The organism is Pseudomonas bananamidigenes, from assembly GCF_001679645.1.
Taxonomy (GTDB): Bacteria; Pseudomonadota; Gammaproteobacteria; order Pseudomonadales; family Pseudomonadaceae; genus Aquipseudomonas; species Aquipseudomonas bananamidigenes.
This window is the reverse complement of the sequence record NZ_LRUN01000051.1, coordinates 21,605-41,768: the sequence shown is the minus strand read 5'-3', so window position 1 is coordinate 41,768 and position 20,164 is coordinate 21,605. Positions and strand designations below refer to the sequence as shown.

General features: G+C 61.6%; 23 protein-coding genes and 1 riboswitch. Of the genes, 18 read left to right on the top strand and 5 right to left on the bottom strand.

The genetic code is table 11. The annotated features are described in order from the left end of the window. The first annotated feature begins 211 nt into the window (after positions 1–211). The 3 genes from hda (at position 212) to BBF94_RS18595 (ending at position 2,506) form a co-directional block, all read left to right on the top strand. On the top strand, positions 212–916 hold the full coding sequence (hda, locus tag BBF94_RS18605) for a DnaA regulatory inactivator Hda (protein ID WP_065260448.1): 705 nt from the start codon (positions 212–214) through the stop codon (positions 914–916). Between the two features lie 214 nt (positions 917–1,130). Continuing rightward, positions 1,131–1,751, top strand: a complete 621-nt coding sequence (locus tag BBF94_RS18600; RefSeq protein ID WP_065260447.1) for a C40 family peptidase — start codon at positions 1,131–1,133, stop codon at positions 1,749–1,751. Between the two features lie 218 nt (positions 1,752–1,969). Then, positions 1,970–2,506: a C40 family peptidase gene (locus BBF94_RS18595; RefSeq protein ID WP_065260446.1), complete on the top strand. Its 537-nt coding sequence runs from the start codon at positions 1,970–1,972 to the stop codon at positions 2,504–2,506. Between the two features lie 66 nt (positions 2,507–2,572). Here the strand turns inward: BBF94_RS18595 and BBF94_RS18590 are convergent, their stop codons facing one another. Further along, on the bottom strand, positions 2,573–3,886 hold the full coding sequence (locus BBF94_RS18590) for a PQQ-dependent sugar dehydrogenase (protein WP_065260445.1): 1,314 nt from the start codon (positions 3,884–3,886) through the stop codon (positions 2,573–2,575). A gap of 66 nt (positions 3,887–3,952) precedes the next feature. After that, on the bottom strand, positions 3,953–4,537 hold the full coding sequence (locus tag BBF94_RS18585; protein WP_065260444.1) for a hypothetical protein: 585 nt from the start codon (positions 4,535–4,537) through the stop codon (positions 3,953–3,955). Between the two features lie 166 nt (positions 4,538–4,703). Then, positions 4,704–4,929, top strand: a riboswitch (cobalamin riboswitch). A gap of 81 nt (positions 4,930–5,010) precedes the next feature. Between BBF94_RS18585 and cobO the strand changes: the two genes are divergently transcribed. The 14 genes from cobO to BBF94_RS18520 all read left to right on the top strand — a co-directional run bounded on the left by cobO (position 5,011) and on the right by BBF94_RS18520 (position 16,348). Then, positions 5,011–5,622: a cob(I)yrinic acid a,c-diamide adenosyltransferase gene (gene cobO, locus BBF94_RS18580; RefSeq protein WP_065260443.1), complete on the top strand. Its 612-nt coding sequence runs from the start codon at positions 5,011–5,013 to the stop codon at positions 5,620–5,622. Continuing rightward, positions 5,619–6,914 (top strand): cobyrinate a,c-diamide synthase, encoded by a 1,296-nt coding sequence (locus BBF94_RS18575; RefSeq protein WP_065260442.1) that lies wholly within the window; start codon positions 5,619–5,621, stop codon positions 6,912–6,914. Before cobO ends, BBF94_RS18575 begins: the two co-directional genes overlap by 4 nt. Beyond that, on the top strand, positions 6,911–7,561 hold the full coding sequence (gene bluB / locus BBF94_RS18570) for a 5,6-dimethylbenzimidazole synthase (protein ID WP_065260441.1): 651 nt from the start codon (positions 6,911–6,913) through the stop codon (positions 7,559–7,561). The genes BBF94_RS18575 and bluB overlap by 4 nt, the downstream gene beginning before the upstream one ends. After that, positions 7,558–8,466, top strand: a complete 909-nt coding sequence (gene cbiB / locus BBF94_RS18565) for an adenosylcobinamide-phosphate synthase CbiB (RefSeq protein ID WP_065260440.1) — start codon at positions 7,558–7,560, stop codon at positions 8,464–8,466. The genes bluB and cbiB overlap by 4 nt, the downstream gene beginning before the upstream one ends. Next, a complete protein-coding gene (cobD, locus tag BBF94_RS18560) occupies positions 8,459–9,469 on the top strand; it encodes a threonine-phosphate decarboxylase CobD (RefSeq protein WP_065260439.1) in 1,011 nt (336 codons plus the stop codon). Before cbiB ends, cobD begins: the two co-directional genes overlap by 8 nt. Continuing rightward, the gene (locus BBF94_RS18555; protein WP_065260438.1) at positions 9,466–10,917 is read left to right on the top strand and encodes a cobyric acid synthase; all 1,452 of its coding nucleotides are present in this window, start codon (positions 9,466–9,468) and stop codon (positions 10,915–10,917) included. The genes cobD and BBF94_RS18555 overlap by 4 nt, the downstream gene beginning before the upstream one ends. 107 nt (positions 10,918–11,024) lie before the next feature. After that, a complete protein-coding gene (cobU, locus tag BBF94_RS18550) occupies positions 11,025–11,546 on the top strand; it encodes a bifunctional adenosylcobinamide kinase/adenosylcobinamide-phosphate guanylyltransferase (RefSeq protein WP_065260437.1) in 522 nt (173 codons plus the stop codon). Beyond that, positions 11,543–12,598, top strand: a complete 1,056-nt coding sequence (gene cobT, locus BBF94_RS18545; RefSeq protein ID WP_065260436.1) for a nicotinate-nucleotide--dimethylbenzimidazole phosphoribosyltransferase — start codon at positions 11,543–11,545, stop codon at positions 12,596–12,598. The genes cobU and cobT overlap by 4 nt, the downstream gene beginning before the upstream one ends. Then, a complete protein-coding gene (cobC, locus tag BBF94_RS18540; protein WP_065260435.1) occupies positions 12,595–13,170 on the top strand; it encodes an alpha-ribazole phosphatase family protein in 576 nt (191 codons plus the stop codon). Before cobT ends, cobC begins: the two co-directional genes overlap by 4 nt. 1 nt (position 13,171) lies before the next feature. Continuing rightward, positions 13,172–13,903: an adenosylcobinamide-GDP ribazoletransferase gene (locus BBF94_RS18535; protein ID WP_065260434.1), complete on the top strand. Its 732-nt coding sequence runs from the start codon at positions 13,172–13,174 to the stop codon at positions 13,901–13,903. 43 nt (positions 13,904–13,946) lie between these two features. Next, complete coding sequence (locus BBF94_RS18530) at positions 13,947–14,351, top strand: MarR family winged helix-turn-helix transcriptional regulator (protein WP_065260433.1); 405 nt, start codon at positions 13,947–13,949, stop codon at positions 14,349–14,351. Between the two features lie 53 nt (positions 14,352–14,404). Next, entirely contained in the window at positions 14,405–15,613 is a 1,209-nt protein-coding gene (locus tag BBF94_RS18525; protein ID WP_065260432.1) for an MFS transporter, read from the top strand. Continuing rightward, positions 15,610–15,735, top strand: coding sequence for a hypothetical protein (locus BBF94_RS28245; protein WP_263970167.1), 126 nt, complete (start codon positions 15,610–15,612; stop codon positions 15,733–15,735). Before BBF94_RS18525 ends, BBF94_RS28245 begins: the two co-directional genes overlap by 4 nt. Before the next feature lie 52 nt (positions 15,736–15,787). Beyond that, positions 15,788–16,348: a glutathione peroxidase gene (locus tag BBF94_RS18520; RefSeq protein ID WP_065260431.1), complete on the top strand. Its 561-nt coding sequence runs from the start codon at positions 15,788–15,790 to the stop codon at positions 16,346–16,348. Positions 16,349–16,445: 97 nt separating this feature from the next. Here the strand turns inward: BBF94_RS18520 and BBF94_RS18515 are convergent, their stop codons facing one another. The 3 genes from BBF94_RS18515 to BBF94_RS18505 all read right to left on the bottom strand — a co-directional run bounded on the left by BBF94_RS18515 (position 16,446) and on the right by BBF94_RS18505 (position 18,847). Beyond that, positions 16,446–17,717: an OmpP1/FadL family transporter gene (locus BBF94_RS18515; protein ID WP_065260430.1), complete on the bottom strand. Its 1,272-nt coding sequence runs from the start codon at positions 17,715–17,717 to the stop codon at positions 16,446–16,448. Between the two features lie 146 nt (positions 17,718–17,863). Further along, positions 17,864–18,346, bottom strand: a complete 483-nt coding sequence (locus BBF94_RS18510; RefSeq protein WP_065260429.1) for a hypothetical protein — start codon at positions 18,344–18,346, stop codon at positions 17,864–17,866. Positions 18,347–18,622: 276 nt separating this feature from the next. Next, entirely contained in the window at positions 18,623–18,847 is a 225-nt protein-coding gene (locus BBF94_RS18505) for a hypothetical protein (RefSeq protein ID WP_065260428.1), read from the bottom strand. A gap of 949 nt (positions 18,848–19,796) precedes the next feature. Here BBF94_RS18505 and BBF94_RS18500 point away from each other — a divergent pair. Continuing rightward, entirely contained in the window at positions 19,797–20,120 is a 324-nt protein-coding gene (locus BBF94_RS18500; protein ID WP_065260427.1) for an SEL1-like repeat protein, read from the top strand. Positions 20,121–20,164: the final 44 nt, after the last annotated feature.

The window sequence follows — 20,164 nt, the reverse complement described above, 5'->3', positions numbered from 1 at the left end:
AGGGCCGCCCGGTGGATCAGCGGGTTGGCCCGTCCCGTGCAGACGATGCCGGCGCGCAGGTGCCAAAGAAACTGTCATGAAACCAGTGTGTTAACGCAAACCTTTGATTTTGCTTGGAGTCTGTCGCATTGTGCGCTCCGCTTCACGGGTATAAACTTCGCACACTTTACACAGAGGCCACTAACGGTTCCTTGAGAACTGTTCAGTCAGCATGAAACCGATTCAGCTGCCCCTAGGTGTGCGTCTGCGTGACGACGCCACCTTCATCAATTACTACCCAGGCGCCAACGCCGCTGCACTCGGCTATGTCGAGCGCCTTTGCGAAGCCGACGCCGGCTGGACCGAAAGTCTGATCTATCTGTGGGGCAAGCACGGGGTAGGGCGTACGCATCTGTTGCAGGCCGCTTGCCTGCGTTTCGAACAGATGGGCGAGCCGGCGGTGTATCTGCCACTGGCCGAATTGCTGGATCGCGGCATCGAAATTCTCGACAACCTGGAACAATACGAACTGGTCTGCCTGGATGACTTGCAGGTGATTGCCGGCAAACCCGATTGGGAAGAGGCGATGTTCCATCTGTTCAATCGCCTGCGTGACAGCGGTCGGCGGTTGTTGATTGCCGCTTCTACCTCGCCTCGGGAGCTGCCGGTAAAGTTGGCGGACCTGAAATCACGGCTGACCCTGGCGCTGATTTTCCAGATGCGTCCTCTCTCCGATGAAGACAAATTGCGCGCCCTTCAATTGCGCGCATCCCGTCGCGGTCTGCACCTGACCGATGAAGTGGGGCATTTTATTTTGACTCGCGGCACCCGCAGCATGAGCGCGCTTTTTGACCTGCTCGAGCAACTCGATCAGGCCTCCTTGCAGGCTCAGCGCAAGCTGACCATTCCCTTCCTCAAAGAAACCCTGGGCTGGTAAAACCGGGGCTTTCAGCGAGTTTTGGCAAATTTCAGGCGCCAGAAAATCCGCTTTCCTGTGCATTGCGCAGGCCGCGTCTCGATTCAAACAGGCTTAAGCGCTTAGATGTAAACGAGGAACCGGGAAGTCACAAAAAGATCGATTGAATTTGCAAATGAGGCTGATAGCGGGCATAGTCTCGACTTCTTTACAACTAACAGCCACGGTCGTGCCCATGCTAAAGCGCTTCGCACCCCTCGTGCCTCTCGCACTCGTCACCCTGTTGTTCGGTTGCGCTGCTCATTCACCTGTCAATCAAGAGCAGCAACAACAGGTTAAAAATTCTGCTACCGCCCAGTCTTCCGTCATTTACCAGGAAGAGCTGGACACCGAAAAGGAACTGGCTGCCTTCAACGGCAAGAAGCCTTACCAGCTTCCGGTTCTGGCCGACAGTATTCTTGAACGCGGCATGTCCCTGATCGGCACCCGTTACCGTTTTGGCGGCACCTCCGAAGCCGGGTTCGATTGCAGCGGTTTCATCGGCTACCTGTTCCGCGAAGAGGCTGGCATGAATCTGCCGCGTTCCACTCGCGAAATGATCAACGTGGATGCGCCGCTGGTAGCTCGCAGCAACCTCGAACCAGGTGATCTGCTGTTCTTCGCCACCAATGGTCGTCGCGGTCGTGTCAGCCACGCCGGGATCTACCTGGGCGACAACCAGTTCATCCACTCCAGCAGTCGTCGCAGCGGCGGTGTCCGTATCGACAGTCTGGGTGACAGCTACTGGAGCAAGTCCTTCATCGAAGCCAAGCGCGCTTTGGCGAACGCTCCAACCGTGGTTACCGCTCGCAAGTAATCACGCCTTTGTCGCCACGTTCGTGGCGACAAGCGGTACCTCCGGGGTAATAGACATGAACTTTACAAGGTGAAGTTAAAGTCTTACTTGAAGTTTGCCGCGTAGCCGCTAGAATCCTGATCTATATTGATGGCAAACCGCCTGCGTCCCGACGCAGGCGGTTTTGTTTTCTGTCGAATCGGCAGTAAAAGCCGCAGCCAGATCAGGATGTTCTGCTTATGACGATGCCGGCCCGCCTCACCCTGATATTCTTTTCAGCGCTGCTCAGCGCCTGCGCCAGCCGTACTCCGCCGCCAGCCCCTGTGGTTCGCGCGCCGATTGTGTTCGGATCCTCCCAGGCCTTTTCTCCCGCTGCCGAAGACGTGCTGTTCCGTGCGCTCGGACTGGTGGGTACGCCTTATCGCTGGGGTGGCAACACACCCGATTCCGGTTTCGATTGCAGCGGCCTGATCGGTTTCGTGTACCGCGACGCTGCCGGCATCAGCCTGCCGCGTTCGACGCGCGAGATGATCGTCATGCAGGCGCCGAATGTCGGCAAGGAAGGGCTGCAGACCGGTGACCTGATCTTCTTTGCCACCAACGGCGGCTCTCAGGTCAGCCATGCAGGGATTTATGTCGGGGAAGGGCGCTTTGTTCATGCGCCGGCCACGGGGGGTACGGTGAAGCTGGACAGCCTGTCGAAAGCTTATTGGCAGAAAGCCTATCTGAGCGCCAAGCGCGTTTTGCAACCGGAGCATCTGGCGCACAACCCGTAACGCTGCGAACCAAGAAAAACCGTGGGAGCCCATTGGCTCCCACGGTTTTTTTGTTTCAGGGCCACGCTATTTAGCCGCAGAAACTCGCCACACCTTGTTCCCCACATCGTCCGCCACCAGCAATCCACCTTGCTGGTCGATCGCCACGCCGACCGGGCGACCCATGGCGTTCTCGTCCTTGTCGAGAAAGCCGGTCAGAACATCCACTGGCGTTCCGCTCGGCTTGCCGGCCGCAAAGGGCACGAAGATCACCTTGTAACCACTGTGCGGTTTGCGGTTCCACGAACCGTGCTGGCCGATGAACGCACCTTCCTTGAATTGGGCCGGCAGCGTGTTGCCCTCGGCGAAGGACAGGCCCAGTGAGGCCGTGTGTGGCCCGACGGCGTAGTCCGGTGCAATGGCCTTGGCCACCAGGTCCAGGTTTTGCGGTTTCACGCGCACATCGACGTGCTGGCCGTAATAGCTGAAGGGCCAGCCATAGAACCCGCCGTCCTTGACCGAGGTGATGTAGTCCGGCACCAGATCACTGCCGATTTCGTCCCGTTCGTTGACGGCGGTCCACAGTGCGCCACTTTTCGGTTCCCAGGCCAGGCCATTGGGGTTACGGAGGCCAGAGGCGAAGATCCGGTGATTGCCGCTGGCGCGATCCACTTCCCAGATTGCGGCGCGGCCTTCTTCCTGATCCAGGCCGTTTTCGCCGACGTTGCTGTTCGAGCCGACAGTGACGTAAAGCTTGCTGCCGTCCTTGCTGGCGATGACGTTTTTGGTCCAGTGGTGGTTGAGCGGGCCGCCCGGCAGATCCACGATCTTGATCGGCTGGCTCTTGATTTCCGTGGCGCCGGGTTCGTAGTGAAAACGCAGCAAGCGGTCGGTGTCGGCCACGTACAGGTCATTGCCGACCAATGTCATCCCGAACGGCGAATTGAGATTCTGCAGGAACACCGTACGCGTCTCGGCCACGCCGTCGTGATCGGCATCGCGCAGCAGGGTGATGCGGTTCGGGCTCGGTACGCCGGCGCCGGCGCGGCCCATGACTTTCTTCATCACCCAGCCGCGAATGCCTTTGCTGTCCTCTGGTTTCGGCGGGGCATTGGTTTCGGCCACCAGTACGTCGCCATTGGGCAGCACGTATAGCCAGCGCGGGTGATCAAGGTTCTCGGCAAATGCCGCGACCTGAGTGCCTGCCGCCGGCGTCGGTTTTGCGCCGGCCGGCCAGCCGATCGCCGGGGCGATGTTCACCGTCGGGATCAGGGTTTTGTTCGGTTCGGGCAGTTTGGGAGACGGGCCGGTGCCGTCCGAGACTTGCAGGCTGGAGGATTCGCCGCAGGCGCTGAGCCCGCCGGCGAGTGCGATGACGAAAAGGAGGTGGGGCTTGCGCATTGCTGATCTTCCCTATGAATGCATTCCTGATCATAGAGAAGAGCGCGAGCCCGATGGTTCAACTCCTCAGCCGCGAGCTTCCTTGAACAGCACGGCAATGCCGGGGTGATAGTTGCCGGCCTCGCTGCGCAATTTGCGGTAGGCGTAGGGGAAATACCAGGCGACGGCGCAGGTGTGTTCCTTTTGCAGGTCGTCGACCATGTCCTGCAGTTCTTCCGGGCTGGCGCTGTGCTGGGCTTTCTGTGGAGCGACGAACAGGCAGCCGAGCTTGAGATCGCTGGCGTAGCTGATGCGCTTTGCGTCACTGGTGATATCGGCCAGCGCCTGGGTCAGGTGCAGGCTGTTGACCCGCGGCCAGCGCTGGGTCGCCTGGATGTAGGCGCGATCTTCGGCGCCGGCCAGGAACAGGTCGGCCCGGGCATTGCGTTCGCCTTCTTCATTCTGTTTGCGTGTGGCGGTGTCGCGCAGGGTCACCAGTTCGGCCATCCAGGCGGCGGCGGACAGCAGGCCGAGGTTGGCTTTCTCGTCGTGCCAGTAGGGTGTGTCGTTGTCGCCGCGCACGGCGTTGTAGCGGTCGATGCAGTCGAACCAGCGTTCCAGCACCGGGCGCAGGAATTCCAGCCGCGGATTGCTGATGATCATGCCTTGCATGGTGCTCTCCCTTGTTATTGTGATGTGCTCTCTGCAGTCAAAAAGCATGGCTCTTTGATATCACTGCTGACAGTGTGGCACAAGATTGGCGTCAGATAATTGATCGGCGGCAGTTATTTGCCGCGCAGAGCCCTCTTCATTTGACGCTCCACCCCCAACCCTCTAACCTTCGCGGCTTGTTTCAGGTGCTCTGTGACCCCTGTCGACAGAGTGAAACAGGGAAGCCGGTGAGGATTGTCTTCACGCGAAGAGCCATCACGATCCCGGCGCTGCCCCCGCAACGGTAAATGAGTGAAAGCTGCGTTCGATGCCACTGCTGCAAAGCGGGAAGGCGCGCAGCCAGGCGCGAGCCGCTCATGAGCCCGGAGACCGGCCTGATCCATCCAGCGGCATCACGGTGGGCGATGCCAGGCTTGTTGCCGTCTATTCTTGTGCCTGCCCGCCGTTACCCAGCCTCAACGGAGAGCTCCCCCATGACTGATTCCCTCGAACGCGACGAGCGTCACCTGGCGCGCATGCAGCGCAAAAAAGCCGTGATCGACGAGCGCATCGCCAATTCGCCAGACGAATGCGGCCTGGTGCTGGTGCTGACCGGCAACGGCAAAGGCAAAAGCAGCTCGGCGTTCGGCATGCTTGCCCGCGCCATGGGCCACGGTATGCAGTGCGGCGTGGTGCAGTTCATCAAGGGTCGCAACAGCACCGGGGAAGAGCTGTTCTTCCGCCGCTTCCCCGAGCAGGTGCGTTTTCATGTGATGGGCGAAGGCTTCACCTGGGAAACCCAGGACCGCCAGCGCGACATCGCTGCCGCCGAGGCTGCCTGGGAGGTCTCCCGCGAGTTGCTGCGTGATCCGTCGATCGGTCTGGTGGTGCTCGATGAGCTGAACATCGCCCTCAAGCACGGTTACCTCGACCTGGATCGGGTGCTCAGCGATCTGCAGGCCCGCCCGCCGATGCAACACGTGATCGTCACCGGCCGCGCCGCCAAATCGGAAATGATCGAGATGGGCGACACCGTCACCGAAATGGGCATGATCAAGCACGCCTTCCAGGCCGGTATCAAAGCGCAGAAAGGCGTCGAACTTTGAATCAGCCTCGTCACTGTCCGGCGGTCCTGATCGCCGCGCCGGCCTCCGGCCAGGGCAAGACCACCGTCACCGCCGCGCTGGCCCGCCTGCACCGCAATCAGGGGCGCAAGGTCCGGGTGTTCAAGTGCGGGCCGGATTTTCTCGATCCGATGATCCTCGAGCGCGCCAGCGGTGCACCGGTCTATCAACTGGACATGTGGATGGTCGGCGAGCAGGAAAGCCGTCGCCTGTTGTGGAAAGCCGCCGCCGAGGCCGATCTGATCCTGATCGAAGGTGTGATGGGCTTGTTCGATGGCACACCGTCGAGCGCCGATCTGGCCCGGCATTTCGGTGTTCCCGTGCTCGGCGTGATCGACGGCACCGCCATGGCCCAGACGTTCGGTGCACTGGCCCTGGGCCTGGCGCGCTATCAGCCGGATTTGCCGTTCGCCGGCGTGCTGGCCAATCGCGTCGGCACCGTGCGCCATGCGCAATTGCTCGAAGGCAGTCTCACTGAAGGTTTGCGCTGGTACGGCGCGCTGTCCCGGGAAACCGGGATCGAGTTGCCAAGCCGCCATCTCGGCCTGGTGCAGGCCAGCGAACTCAATGACCTCGATGTGCGGCTCGACGCCGCCGCCGAAGCGCTGGCCGGCACGTGCGAGGTCGCGCTGCCGCCGGCCGTCGAATTCGCCGCGCCTGAAATCGTGAAGACCGAAAGACTGCTCGAAGGAGTGCGCATTGCTGTCGCCCGTGACGAAGCCTTCGCTTTCACTTATGGCGCCAGTCTCGATCTGTTGCGGGCGATGGGCGCGCAGTTGAATTTCTTCTCGCCGATCCACGACACGGCGTTGCCCGAGGCCGACAGTCTGTATCTGCCTGGCGGTTATCCTGAACTGCACCACGTTGCCTTGGCGCAAAACACCGAAATGCTCGAAGCCATCCGCGCGCATCACGCCGCCGGCAAACCCTTGCTCGCCGAGTGTGGCGGCATGCTCTATCTGCTGGATTCGCTGACCGATGTCGAAGGCACCCGCGCCGAGCTGGTCGGTTTGCTCAAGGGGGATGCGGTGATGCAAAAGCGTCTGGCGGCACTGGCGTTGCAGTCCGTTGAACTGCCGGAAGGCCTGCTGCGCGGTCACACCTATCACCATTCCCTGACCACCACCGAACTGACACCGATTGCCCGAGGCCACAGCCCCAACGGTGGGCGCGGGGCGGAAGCGGTGTATCGCGAAGGAAGGATGACAGCCTCCTACGTGCACTTTTATTTCCCGTCGAATCCGTCGGCGATCGCTGCGCTGTTGGTGCCATGACCGACAACGCATTCACTGAGCCCGAGCGCGCAGCGGTTTACCGCGCCATCGCCGAACGCCGCGATATGCGCCACTTCATCGGCGGCACGGTCGAGCCCCGATTACTGCGCCGATTGCTTGAGGCCGCGCATCAGGCACCGAGCGTCGGCCTGATGCAGCCGTGGCGCTTCATCCGCATCAGCGACCGCGCCTTGCGTGGTCAGATCCGCAATCTTGTAGAGGAAGAACGCGTGCGCACCGCCGAGGCCCTTGGCGAGCGCAGTGACGAGTTCATGAAACTCAAGGTCGAAGGCATCAATGACTGCGCCGAAGTGCTGGTTGCTGCCTTGATGGACGACCGCGAACGGCACATTTTCGGCCGCCGCACACTGCCGGAAATGGACATGGCGTCGCTGTCCTGCGCGATCCAGAACCTGTGGCTGGCGGCGCGTGCCGAAGGCCTGGGCATGGGCTGGGTGTCGCTGTTCGAACCGCAGGCGCTGGCCGATCTGCTGCAACTGCCGGCCGGAGCCAAGCCGCTGGCGGTGCTTTGCCTGGGGCCGGTCGAGGCATTCTATCCGGCGCCGATGCTGGTACTCGACGGCTGGGCGCAGGAGCGTCCGCTCAGTGAACTGCTGTATGAAAATGTTTGGGGAGTGAATCAATGAGTGTGGCGTTGCTGAGTGTCGCCGCGGTCGCGCTGGACGCGCTGCTGGGTGAACCGAAGCGCTGGCATCCGCTGGTGGCGTTCGGCAATTTCGCCGGGCGCATCGAGCAACGATTCAACACCGGCGGGCGCGGCTGGCGCAGCCATGGCGTCACCGCGTGGGTGATTGCCGTGCTGCCGCTGACCCTGCTCGCCACGGCATTGTCCTGGGCGCCGTATGTGGGCTGGATCGTCGAGATCGTTGCGCTTTACTGCGCCCTCGGCATGCGCAGCCTCGGTGAGCACGTCGAGCCGGTGGCCAAGGCCCTGCGCAGCGATGATCTGGAGGAGGCGCGCAAGCGTGTGGGTTACCTGGTCAGCCGTCAGACCAGTGAGCTGGACCGCACCGCTGTCGCCCGCGCCGCCACCGAGTCGGTGCTGGAAAACGGCAGTGATGCAGTGTTCGCCGCGATCTTCTGGTTTGTCGTGGCCGGTGCGCCGGGCGTGGTGCTCTATCGCTTGAGCAACACCCTCGACGCAATGTGGGGTTATCGCAACGAACGTTTCGAGCGTTTCGGCTGGGCCGCGGCAAAAATCGACGATGTCCTCAATTACATGCCTGCGCGTCTGGTGGCGTTGACCTATGCGCTGCTGGGCAAGACCCGGCTCGCGCTGAAATGCTGGCGTACCCAGGGCCCGAAATGGGACAGCCCGAACGCCGGTCCAGTGATGGCTGCCGGCGCAGGTGCCTTGGGCGTCGAGCTGGGCGGCCCGGCGATCTATCACGGAGAGCTGCACGAGCGTCCGCAATTGGGCGAAGGTGCGCCGGCGGATGCCGATTCCATTGATCGCGGCTGGCAATTGGTTCAGCGCGGGGTATGGTTATGGCTGCTGATTCTCTGCGTGGGGGCTGAATTCTATGCTTGAGCACGGTGGCCGGCTGCGCAGGGCGGCGCGCGAATACGGCATCGCGGAAGAAGACTGGCTCGACCTGTCCACCGGACTGGCGCCGTGGCCGTTCCCGGTGCCGGAGATTCCGTTGCGGGCCTGGGCCCGTTTGCCGGAAACCGATGACGGTCTGGAGCAGGCGGCGTGTGACTACTACGGTGCTGCGCAGGTATTGCCGGTGGCCGGTTCGCAGATGGCCATCCAGTTGCTGCCGCGATTGCGCCGGGCCGGCAAGGTTGGCGTGCTGTCGCCGTGTTATGCCGAGCATGCCGAGGCCTGGCGGCGCAGCGGTTATATCGTTCGCGAAGTGTTGGAGCAGGAAGTCGAGTTTTTCCTCGACAGCCTCGACGTGCTGGTGGTGGTCAACCCGAACAATCCGACGGGCCTGAGCCTGACCCCGGCGCGTCTGCTCGACTGGCACGCGCGGCTGGCCCAGCGCGGTGGCTGGCTGGTGGTCGATGAAGCGTTCATGGACAACACGCCGCAACTGAGTCTGGCGCCGCATACCCATCAGGTCGGGCTGATCGTGTTGCGTTCGTTCGGCAAGTTCTTCGGGCTGGCCGGTGTTCGACTCGGATTCGTGCTGGCCGAGCGCAAGTTGCTCAGGTTGCTGGCCGAGCAGGTGGGGCCCTGGGCTGTCAGCGGGCCGACCCGGGTGCTGGGGCAGGCGTGCCTGCAAGACACTGAAGGCCACACCCGCCAGCGGATCCGCAGCGACGAAGCCAGCGAGCGCTTGGCGGCGCTCCTCGAGCGCCATGGCTTCAAGCCTCAGGGCGGCTGCGCGCTGTTTCAGTGGCTGATCACCGAGCATGCTTACGCACTGCATGAATTCATGGCCCGGCGCGGCATCCTGCTGCGTCTCTTCACGCACAACAGCAGCCTGCGTTTCGGCCTGCCGGCCAATGCCGCCGATGAGGTGCGTCTTGAACAGGCCCTGCAAGCTTTCGCCGTGGACCGCTCGATGGAAAAGACACCCGCATGACCACTTTAATGGTGCAGGGCACCACCTCCGACGCCGGCAAAAGTACGCTGGTGACCGCGCTGTGCCGCTGGGCCACCCGTCAGGGCGTCGCCGTGGTGCCATTCAAACCGCAGAACATGGCGCTCAACAGCGCGGTGACCGCCGACGGCGGCGAGATCGGCCGGGCGCAAGCGGTGCAGGCGCAGGCCTGCGGTCTTGAACCGCACACCGACATGAACCCGGTGCTGCTCAAGCCCAACAGCGACACCGGCGCCCAGGTCATCATCCATGGGCGTGCAGTCACCAGCATGAACGCTGTCGCCTATCACGACTACAAAGCCATCGCCATGCAGGCCGTGCTGGCCTCTCACGAGCGCTTGAGCGCTGCGTATCCGCTGGTGATGGTCGAGGGCGCGGGCTCGCCGGCAGAAATCAATCTGCGCGCCGGCGACATCGCCAACATGGGCTTCGCTGAAGCGGTGGATTGCCCGGTGCTGCTGATCGCCGACATCAACCGTGGCGGCGTATTTGCCCATCTGGTGGGCACGCTGGAATTGCTGTCGCCGAGCGAGCAGGCGCGGGTGAAGGGCTTTGTCATCAATCGCTTTCGTGGCGACATCGCTTTGCTGCAACCGGGCCTCGGCTGGCTGGAGCAGCGCACCGGCAAACCGGTGGTGGGCGTGCTGCCTTACGTGATGGATCTGCATCTGGAAGCCGAGGACGGCATCGACCGGCGTCAGACCGACAAGGTCGAGCAAGTCCTGAAAGTGGTGGTGCCGGTGCTGCCGCGCATCAGCAACCACACCGATTTCGATCCGCTGCGGCTGCATCCGCAAGTGGACCTGCAATTCATCGGCCCCGGGCAGACGATTCCGCCAGCCGATCTGATCATCCTGCCGGGCTCGAAAAGCGTGCGCAGCGATCTGGCCTGTCTGCGTGCCAATGGCTGGGAAACCGCCATTCGTCGTCATCTGCGTTATGGCGGCAAGCTGCTGGGGATTTGCGGCGGCCTGCAAATGCTCGGCGAGCAGGTGCATGATCCGCTGGGCCTTGAAGGCGCGCCAGGTTCCAGCACAGGTTTCGGTCTGCTGGCATTTGAAACGCAGCTTGAAGCCGAGAAGCAGTTGCGCAATGTGCGCGGGCGTCTGGCGCTGGAAGATGCCGAGGTCAGCGGTTATGAAATTCATGCCGGTGTGACGACGGGGCCAGCGCTGGAAAATGCCGCTGTCCATCTGGATGACGGTCGCTGTGATGGAGCGCAAAGTTTCGACGGGCAGATTTTCGGCACCTATCTGCATGGTCTGTTCGAATCGCCGGCTGCCAGTGCGGCACTGTTGCGCTGGGCCGGTTTGAACGATGTGCAGGAGGTGGATTACCACGGCCTGCGCGAGCGCGATATCGAGCGGCTGGCGGATCTGGTGGAAAAGCATCTGGATACCGATTTTTTGCGTCAACTCTGTGGAATGTGATTTGCCCATGCCGTCCTCATCGCGAGCAGTGAAATGCGTTCTATTGTGGGAGCGAGCCTGCTCGCGAAGACGGTCGTTGTAGCACCCGATATTTATAGGATGTATTCATGCTCCAATTGATCCTGGGTGGCGCCCGCTCCGGCAAAAGTCGCCTGGCCGAGAAACTCGCCACTGACAGCGCGCTGGCCGTGACGTACATCGCCACCAGCCAGCCGCTGGACGGTGAGATGAATGAACGCGTCGCCCATCACCGGGCGCGACGTCCCGCCGAATGGGCATTGATCGAAGAGCCGCTGGAACTGGCTCGAGTGCTGCGCGAAACCGCCCGCACCGAGCGTTGCCTGCTGGTGGATTGCCTGACGCTGTGGCTGACCAATCTGCTGATGCTCGAAGACGCCGAACGTCTCGCCGCCGAACGCGAAGCCCTGCTTGAATGCCTGGCATCGCTGCCGGGTGAAATCATTTTTGTCAGCAACGAGACCGGAATGGGTGTCGTGCCGCTGGGCGAATTGACTCGCCGCTACGTCGATGAAGCCGGTTGGCTGCATCAAGCTCTGGCCGAGCGTTGTCAGCGAGTCGTCCTGACCGTCGCCGGCCTGCCCCTGACCTTGAAAGGACCTGCGTTATGACCCAAGCCTGGTGGCTGAACCCGTGCAAACCGGTGGATACGTACGCTGTTAAAAACGCGGCGGCGCGTCAGCAGCAATTGACCAAACCTGCCGGCTCTCTCGGGCAGCTCGAATCGGTGGCAGTGCAACTGGCCGGGTTACAGGGCCGGATCAAGCCGACACTCGATCAGGTCTGGATCGCGATTTTTGCTGGCGACCACGGTGTTGTGGCCGAAGGGGTTTCGGCGTTTCCGCAGGAAGTCACCGGGCAGATGCTGCTGAACTTTGTCAGCGGCGGCGCGGCGATCAGCGTGCTGGCGCGGCAGCTCGGCGCACAGCTTGAGGTCGTGGATCTGGGCACCGTGACCTCGTCGCTGAACCTGCCGGGCGTGCGTCACTTGAATATTGGCCCGGGCACGGCGAATTTCGCCAAGGGGCCGGCAATGACCCCGGCTCAGGGCGAACTCGCTTTGCAGGCCGGCCGCGACAGCGTGTTGCGGGCGAAGGCAGCCGGCGCGCAATTGTTCATCGGTGGCGAAATGGGCATCGGCAACACCACGGCCGCCAGTGCGCTGGCCTGTGCGCTGCTCGATTGCCCGGTCGCCCATTTGACCGGCCCTGGCACCGGGCTGAATGCCGAAGGCGTCAGCCACAAGGCGCAGGTGATCGAGCGGGCGCTGGCGTTGCACGCTTCGCAACGTGAGGATGTGTTACAGACTCTGTGCAATCTCGGCGGCTTTGAGATTGCGGCTTTGGTCGGTGCGTATCTGGCGTGCGCTCAGGAAGGTGTGGCGGTGTTGGTGGACGGTTTCATCTGCACCGTCGCGGCGCTGGTGGCGGTGCGGCTGAATCCGGCCTGTCGTGAATGGCTGCTGTTCGGTCATCGCGGAGCCGAGCCGGGCCATCGTCATGTGCTGGAAACCCTTGGCGCCGAGCCGCTGTTGGAGCTGGGCCTGCGCCTGGGCGAGGGCAGTGGCGCCGCGCTGGCGGTGCCGTTGCTGCGTCTGGCCTGTGATCTGCACGGGCAGATGGCGACCTTCGCCGAAGCGGCGGTGGCGGACCGCCCGGCATGACGCTGCGTCTGGACCTGCTGCGCCACGGTGAAACCGAACTCGGCGGCGGCCTGCGCGGCAGCCTCGACGATGCCTTGACCGAACAGGGTTGGGCACAGATGCGCGAGGCGGTGATCGGGCAGGGGCCCTGGCATCGGCTGGTCAGTTCGCCGTTGCAGCGGTGCGCGCGTTTCGCCGAAGAGCTCGGCAGGCAATTGAGTTTGCCGGTCTCGCAAGACAAGGACCTGCAAGAGCTGCATTTCGGTAGCTGGGAAGGGCAGAGCGCAGCGGCGCTGATGGAGACCGATGCCGAAGCGCTCGGGCTGTTCTGGGCTGATCCGTATGGGTTCACCCCGCCTCGGGGCGAGCCGGTTGCCGAGTTTTCGGCGCGGGTGCTGGCGGCCATCACGCGTTTGCATGCGGCGCATGCGGGGGAGCGGCTGTTGCTGGTCAGTCACGGCGGCGTCATGCGCCTGTTGCTGGCCCGCGCCCGTGGCTTGCCCCGCGAGCAGTTACTGAATGTCGAAGTCGCTCATGGCGCGCTGTTTTCACTGGTTGTCGAAGCGGATGGTTCGCTCAAGGAAGTGTGCTGACATGCTGCCCCTGTGGATCGCTTTGCAGTTTCTCAGCAGCCTGCCGATTCGTCTGCCGGGCATGCCGGCGCCTGAAGAACTCGGTCGCTCGCTGCTGTTCTATCCGCTGGTGGGCTTGCTGTTCGGCCTGATTCTCTGGGCGTTGAACATCGCTCTGGCCGGCGCTCCCTTGCTGTTGCATGCTGCGTTGCTGCTGACGGTGTGGGTGCTGCTCAGCGGCGCCCTGCACCTTGACGGCCTGGCGGACAGCGCCGATGCGTGGCTCGGTGGTTTTGGTGATCGTGAGCGAACCCTGACGATCATGAAGGATCCACGCAGCGGGCCGATCGCAGTGGTGACGCTGGTGCTGGTCCTGCTGCTCAAGTTCGCGGCATTGCTGGCGTTGATCGAAAAACAGCAAGGCATGGCGCTGATCATCGTGCCGCTGTTGGGGCGGGCGGCGCTGCTTGGGCTGTTTCTCACCACGACCTATGTGCGGGCCGGCGGGTTGGGGCAGGCGCTGGCCGATCATTTGCCGCGCAAGGCAGGCTGGCGGGTGCTGCTGGGCAGTGCACTGGCGTGTGTGCCGATCGCCGGTTTCAAGGCTGTCGTTGCACTGTCGCTGGCGGTCGTCGTGTTCATCTGGTTGCGGAATCTGATGGTGCGGCGGCTGGGTGGAACCACGGGGGATACGGCGGGAGCGTTACTGGAATTGCTGGAGATGGCCGTGCTCGTCGGGCTGGCTTTGTGTTGATCTGTAACTTGATTTAACAGACTCGCGGGTATATACACGCATCATGCTTCCTTCTCAGTGTTTGTGCACCAACCTGCGTCGCGCCGCCCGTGGCGTCAGCAGGCATTACGACGGCGCTCTCGACGGCTTCGGGATCAACGTTGCCCAGTATTCTCTGCTGTGCAATCTGCAGCGTCTGGATCAACCGAGCATTTCCGAACTGGCTGAAGCCATGGGGCTGGATCGCAGCACCCTCGGGCGCAATCTGCGGGTGCTGGAGGGCGAGGGGCTGGTGGCGCTGGCCGAGGGCGAAGACATGCGCAACCGCATCGTCCGGCTCACCGAAACCGGTGTACAACGCCTGGCAGCAGCCCTGCCGGCCTGGGAAGCGGCGCAACAGCGGTTGATCGACCGTCTCGGCGCCGAAAAGCGTGAAACCTTGCTGCGGCTATTGGATGAACTGGCCTGAGGGTCGGTTTTTCCGAATCTAAGCGGGTATATACCCGCGACTGGAGAATAACAATGAGTTCGATGTGGCGTACGTGCGGTTGGGTGTTGCTGGGGAGTGCGCTGATTCTGGCGTTGTCATTGGGCGTTCGGCACGGCTTCGGCCTGTTCCTGTCGCCGATGAGCGCCCAGTTCGGTTGGGGGCGTGAAGTGTTTGCCTTTGCCATCGCGTTGCAAAACCTGATCTGGGGCCTGGCGCAACCCTTCACCGGCGCACTGGCTGACCGCTTCGGCGCGGCGAAAGTGGTGCTGATCGGTGGTGTGCTCTACGCCTTGGGCCTGGTGTTCATGGGCCTGTCGGAAACGGCGTTGGGCCTGTCCCTGAGCGCTGGTTTGCTGATCGGTATCGGTTTGTCTGGCACTTCCTTCTCGGTGATTCTGGGCGTGGTCGGCCGTGCTGTGCCGCCGGAAAAACGCAGCATGGGCATGGGCATCGCAAGTGCTGCCGGTTCTTTCGGCCAGTTCGCGATGCTGCCGGGCACCCTGGGGCTGATCGGCTGGCTGGGCTGGTCGGCGGCGTTGCTGGCGCTGGGCCTGCTGGTGGTGCTGATCGTGCCGCTGGTGAGTATGCTCAAGGATAAGCCGCTGCCGGTGCTCGGGCATGAACAAACCCTGTCCGAAGCCTTGCGTGAAGCCTGCTCGCATTCCGGGTTCTGGCTGCTGGCGTTCGGTTTCTTCGTCTGCGGTTTCCAGGTGGTGTTCATCGGCGTGCACTTGCCGGCGTATCTGGTCGATCAGCATCTGCCGGCCACCGTCGGCACCACGGTGCTGGCCTTGATCGGGCTGTTCAACATCTTCGGCACCTATACCGCCGGCTGGCTCGGCGGGCGCATGTCCAAGCCACGTCTTTTGACTGGCCTTTATCTGCTGCGGGCGGTGGTGATCGTGCTGTTCCTCTGGCTGCCGGTGACGACGACCACGGCGTATCTGTTCGGCATGGCGATGGGTTTCCTGTGGCTGTCGACCGTGCCGTTGACCAACGGTACGGTGGCGACCTTGTTTGGCGTGCGAAACCTGTCCATGCTCGGCGGGATCGTGTTCCTGTTCCATCAGCTCGGCTCGTTCCTCGGCGGCTGGCTGGGCGGGGTGGTGTATGACCGGACCGGGAGTTATGACTTGATCTGGCAAGTGGCGATTCTCTTGAGCCTGTTGGCGGCCGCGCTGAACTGGCCGGTGCGCGAGCGTCCGGTCGAGCGTCTGCAGGCCCGTGCGAGCGCGGCATGATGCGAATCTGGCCGCGAATCGCCATCACCGCACTCGGCGCTGCCTTCCTGGCGCTGGTGTGGTGGGGCTGGCATCAGGGTGGCCTGGCGCTGATGCAGTTGGGCATGGGCGCTTGCGTGTAGGCTTGGAGGGCGAGTAACGTCGGGTTCTGATGACTGCTCAAGGAGGCCCGACATGCTCAAGCGCTGGTGTGCTGTTCCCGCGTTGCTGATGGCGTTGACCGGACTGGCCCGGGCCGCGGACTGCCCGGAATTGCTGCAAGGCTCGCTGCCCAAATTGCGGGCCAAGGAATCCATCGACCTGTGCCAGCGCTACGCCGACAAGCCGCTGGTGGTCATCAACACCGCCAGCTTCTGTGGTTTCGCTCCGCAGTTCGAAGGCCTCGAAGCGCTCAATCAGCGCTACAAGGGCCAAGGGCTGGAAATGCTTGGCGTGCCCTCCAATGACTTCAAGCAGGAGTCCAGGGACAGCGCCGAGACCGCCAAGGTCTGCTACGCCAACTACGGCGTGACGTTCACCATGACCGAGCCGCAGAAGGTTCGTGGCGACGATGCCACCCACCTGTTCCAGGTCCTGGCCGCGCAAAGCAGCGCGCCGAAATGGAATTTCTACAAATATGTGGTCGATCGCCAGGGCAAGGTAATCGCCAATTTCTCCAGCCTGACCAAGCCGGATGATCCGGAGTTTCTTGCGGCCATCGAAAAAGCCATTGCGTCTAAACCGCTGAAACCCTGATCGATGCCTACTAAAAAGCCCCGCCTCTACAAAGAGAGCGGGGCTTTTTGGTGGGCGAGGGCTCAGAGGGTAAAGCGCTCAGCCTCGTCGTGCAGCATCAGAAGCGGTAGGTCGCACCGACACCGAAACCGTTTGCCGAGTTTTCATACTTGGCATCGTAGCTCTGGCCACGATTGTTTTCGTTGCGGACTTTGACCGATTCTTCCTGCAGGTACGAGTAGGCGACGTCGATGGTCAGGTCTTCGGTTGGGCTCCAGCCGGCACCGATGCTGAAGATGGTCCGGTCACCGGTAGGAATGCGCGGCGAACGGTCGACGTTGTTGGTCGGTGCCTGGTCGAAGGTCAGACCGGTACGCAGTACCCATTCCTTGTTCAACTGGTAGGAAGTACCGATGGCGTAAGCCCAGCTGTCATGCCAGTTCTGATCTTCGGTGATCTCGCCGAACTGGCCGGCCAGCAGCGGCTGTACACCGGAGTTCTTGACGGTGATCTTTTCCAGCTGGCTCCAGCGGGTCCAGGTGGTACCGGCGTAGACGTTCCAGCGATCGTTGATCTCTTGGGTGACCGAGAAGTCCACGGATTCAGGCGTGGTGATCTTCAGCGAAGCGTCGTACTTCTGGCTGGCGCCCAGGCCGACGGCGGCCAGTGCGCCGTAGTTGACCTTGGTGTTGCCTTCGAGCTTGTAGTCGACCTTGGAGTGGTAGGTCAGGCCCAGGCGTGTGGTGTCGGTCGCTTGAACCAGCACACCGACGTTGTAGCCCAGCGCGGTGTCGTCACCCTTGATCTTGACCTTGCCGTCCGGCAGGGCCTGAGTGATCGACAGGTTGGACTCCAGCGAGCCATCGATACGGTTGATGGTCGGACCGAAACCAACCGAAACCACGTCGTTGAACTTGTAGCTGACGGTTGGCTGGAAGGTGATGACCTGGACTTTGGACTTGCTGCCGAAGTAACGGCCGGCAAAGCCTTTTTCATAGTCGGTAATCAGGCCGAAGGGTACATACACACCCAGGCCGAATGCCCAATGCTCGTCGATCGGCTTGACGTAGTAGCCCATAGGTACGGAGGTGAAGGGCACCATGTCGCCTTTATTGCTGCCGCCGTTAGGGCTGGAGCTGGCGTGGCTGATATCGGTCTTGGCATCGAGGAATGCAACACCACCGGTGACTTGTTCGCGTGTCAGGCGCGACATGCCGGCAGGGTTGCCGTATACAGTGCTTGCGTCGTCGGCAGAAGAAGATCGCCCGGCGTAACCAGTCCCCATGCCGCTGATGCTGTGTTCGTTGATGGCAAAGCCAGCGGCGAAAATCTGCGTGGATGCCAGGGAAACGGCGAGGCTGATGGTGGTTTTGAGCATTACTTTTTTCATTATTAGAACTCCTGGTGATCACCGGGGCGAAAATTACCAACATTTTCGTTCCAGCGCTATAGTCCGTATTGCTTGAGTTAGAGCGGTTTTGTAGGACAATCCGACCAGATTCGCGACCTGTTGGGCGATCTTCCGGAACCGGCCGGTCAGCAAGCGACCTGATTCAGCGGTGAAACACAGGTTTGCCAGGCACAGGTGAAGTCGCGCAGGCGGCCCTGGGGCTGGAAGGTCTGACGCCAGATGCGCGCCATGGCGAGCAGGTCGTCGGACTCGGGGAGGGTGGGGCTCTGTTCTTCCACCAGCAGCCAGGCGATGGCGGTGGCGTAACGCAGATTGACGGTCAATTCGAGGTGCGGACTGCTGAGAAACGCATGTTGGCTGGCAAGGCCGCGAACCAGGCTGGCGCGCTCCGGATCCAGCGCCAGGTAATGGTCCCAGAGTGCCTGATGGCGTTGCTCGGCGATCCGGTACAGACCATGGCCGCGGCGGTCGTGCAGAGCGGAACCCAGGGCGGACTGGCTGGCGGCGATGCCCAGCAGCAGGGATTCGGCGGTGGCGCAGTGACGTCCCAGATAGATCAGTGTCGGACGGATCACATAGCGGCACAGTTCGCTGGCAGCGATACCCATAAAACCCTCGGTTCTTGTTATTGGGCGGCGAGGCCTGAAGGGGAGCTTGGCAGCTGTGAATCGAATCAGGCCCGCCGAAAGCGGATCAAGCCGCTTGAGTTGAAGTGTAGTGTCATATTCACGACGTAAAGGCCTGTTTTTAAAATATTACCGGCGTCCAGTTATATCCCTTATACCGGTTGGTGCTTAACCGTGATCGATAAAAAGAGAAACATCGGGCAATAAAAAGCCCCGCATTTTCGGCGGGGCTTTTGCTTTTGCAGCCATTTCGGCCTCTCAGGCAATCAACGCCTGGCGGGTGCGGTCGATCACGGCCTGCAGCGGTTCAGCGCTGGAGTACTGATCGGGATACAGGCGCTCGCTGTGGCGGGCGATCCCGTGTTCATTGACCACGGTGAAGCTGAAGCAGCCTTTGCGAGCGGCCATGATCAGGCAGTTCATTGGAGCAAAAGCGTTGGTCAGGGTGCGAATGGCATCCTCGGTCTGGATTTGAGTAGACATAGTTATCAGGTGTTCCTACAAATGACACGGATAAGAACCGTGCAACGTTAAAACGTTCCAGTAACGCAGACCACCATGGGTCGAACGAAGAACCTGACTGGAACAAGGCAGCCAGATTGAAGCGCTGAAAAGTTGGCGCGCTTGGGCTGGCAGGTAGGTACTTAGGAGGACAGGCAACACATCGAGGGCAGAGGTTCCGGGCCCGGGGTGAAGATCCTGATCAATTTGCAGGTTGGTTCGGTCAGAGTAACGAGTCCTTGCAACATCCTTTGATTCATTTCAAAGGCTGTGTCGTTGCAGGCGTTACCTGGAAACCATCGAGAGGTCGGGCCCGTTTTATCGGTGGCTTCTCGACGAGAAGACTGACCGTGGGGGTTGTTCGACCGGAATTGACTTTCAGCTTGGTACTAACGGCGCAGATGGTAACGGAGCACATTGAAAAAGGCAAACCTGAATTTCAGAGTGAGCGCAAGCCATTTTCTTCAGGCTCTGGTGTTGCTCCGAATTGGTTCAGTCTTTGACCGCTGGTCGACTCGCAGGATTGGCGAGGCAGACGCATCGTAGCCGCCAGTTCCCCTCCCGGATGTTGAAACGACCCGAAAAAGCGCACCGATATAACCGCGTAACAGGTACTTGTGCACATTAGTTGCGCGGACGGTAACGCCACTGTCACATCATTCCTGAACCTGATGGCTGCCCGTATCGAAAGTTTAAGTCAATGAAAAACATCGCTTTTTTTTACTGGTGAAAAAATCGTCAGTTTGACTGCGAGCCCCATTCCACAAGGCTTTGCGACGTATCGGGAGGGGTTGTCCACTGAGTTATCCACAGCTTCTGTGGATTGTCCCTGGCGCTTGCTCTAGGACGGGCGTGCCGGGTTTTTTTCGACTTTACCTGTGCGAAAAAGAGAGTAGAGTGGCGCGCCTTCCGATTTGTCCCACAGTGCTTTATGAAGTTTCGCTCAGCTCCAGAATCTGTTACTTCCCGACCCCTGCATGTTACTGCTCCTAAGCGATTTTCCGTACGTGTGGCCGAATGGCTGCTCGACAGCCCGCGCCTGAGCGAAAGCCGCAACGCCAAGCATCTTGCCGGTCGGCTGCTCAAGCAACCGGCCCGGGAGGGTGTGGTTGTGGCGCAAAGCCGCCTCGGTCAGTTGATGTGCCGTGAGTGCGGCAACGCCCGCGATCGCCGTATCGGTCAGGATCTGCTGCGTCAGGCCGCCCGTGCGGGTGACCGGCGTGCGCAGCAGGAACTCGGCCTGATCGAAGACTGAGCTGTCCAAGACCTGACGCCTTGGTTAACCTTCAGGCTTTATCG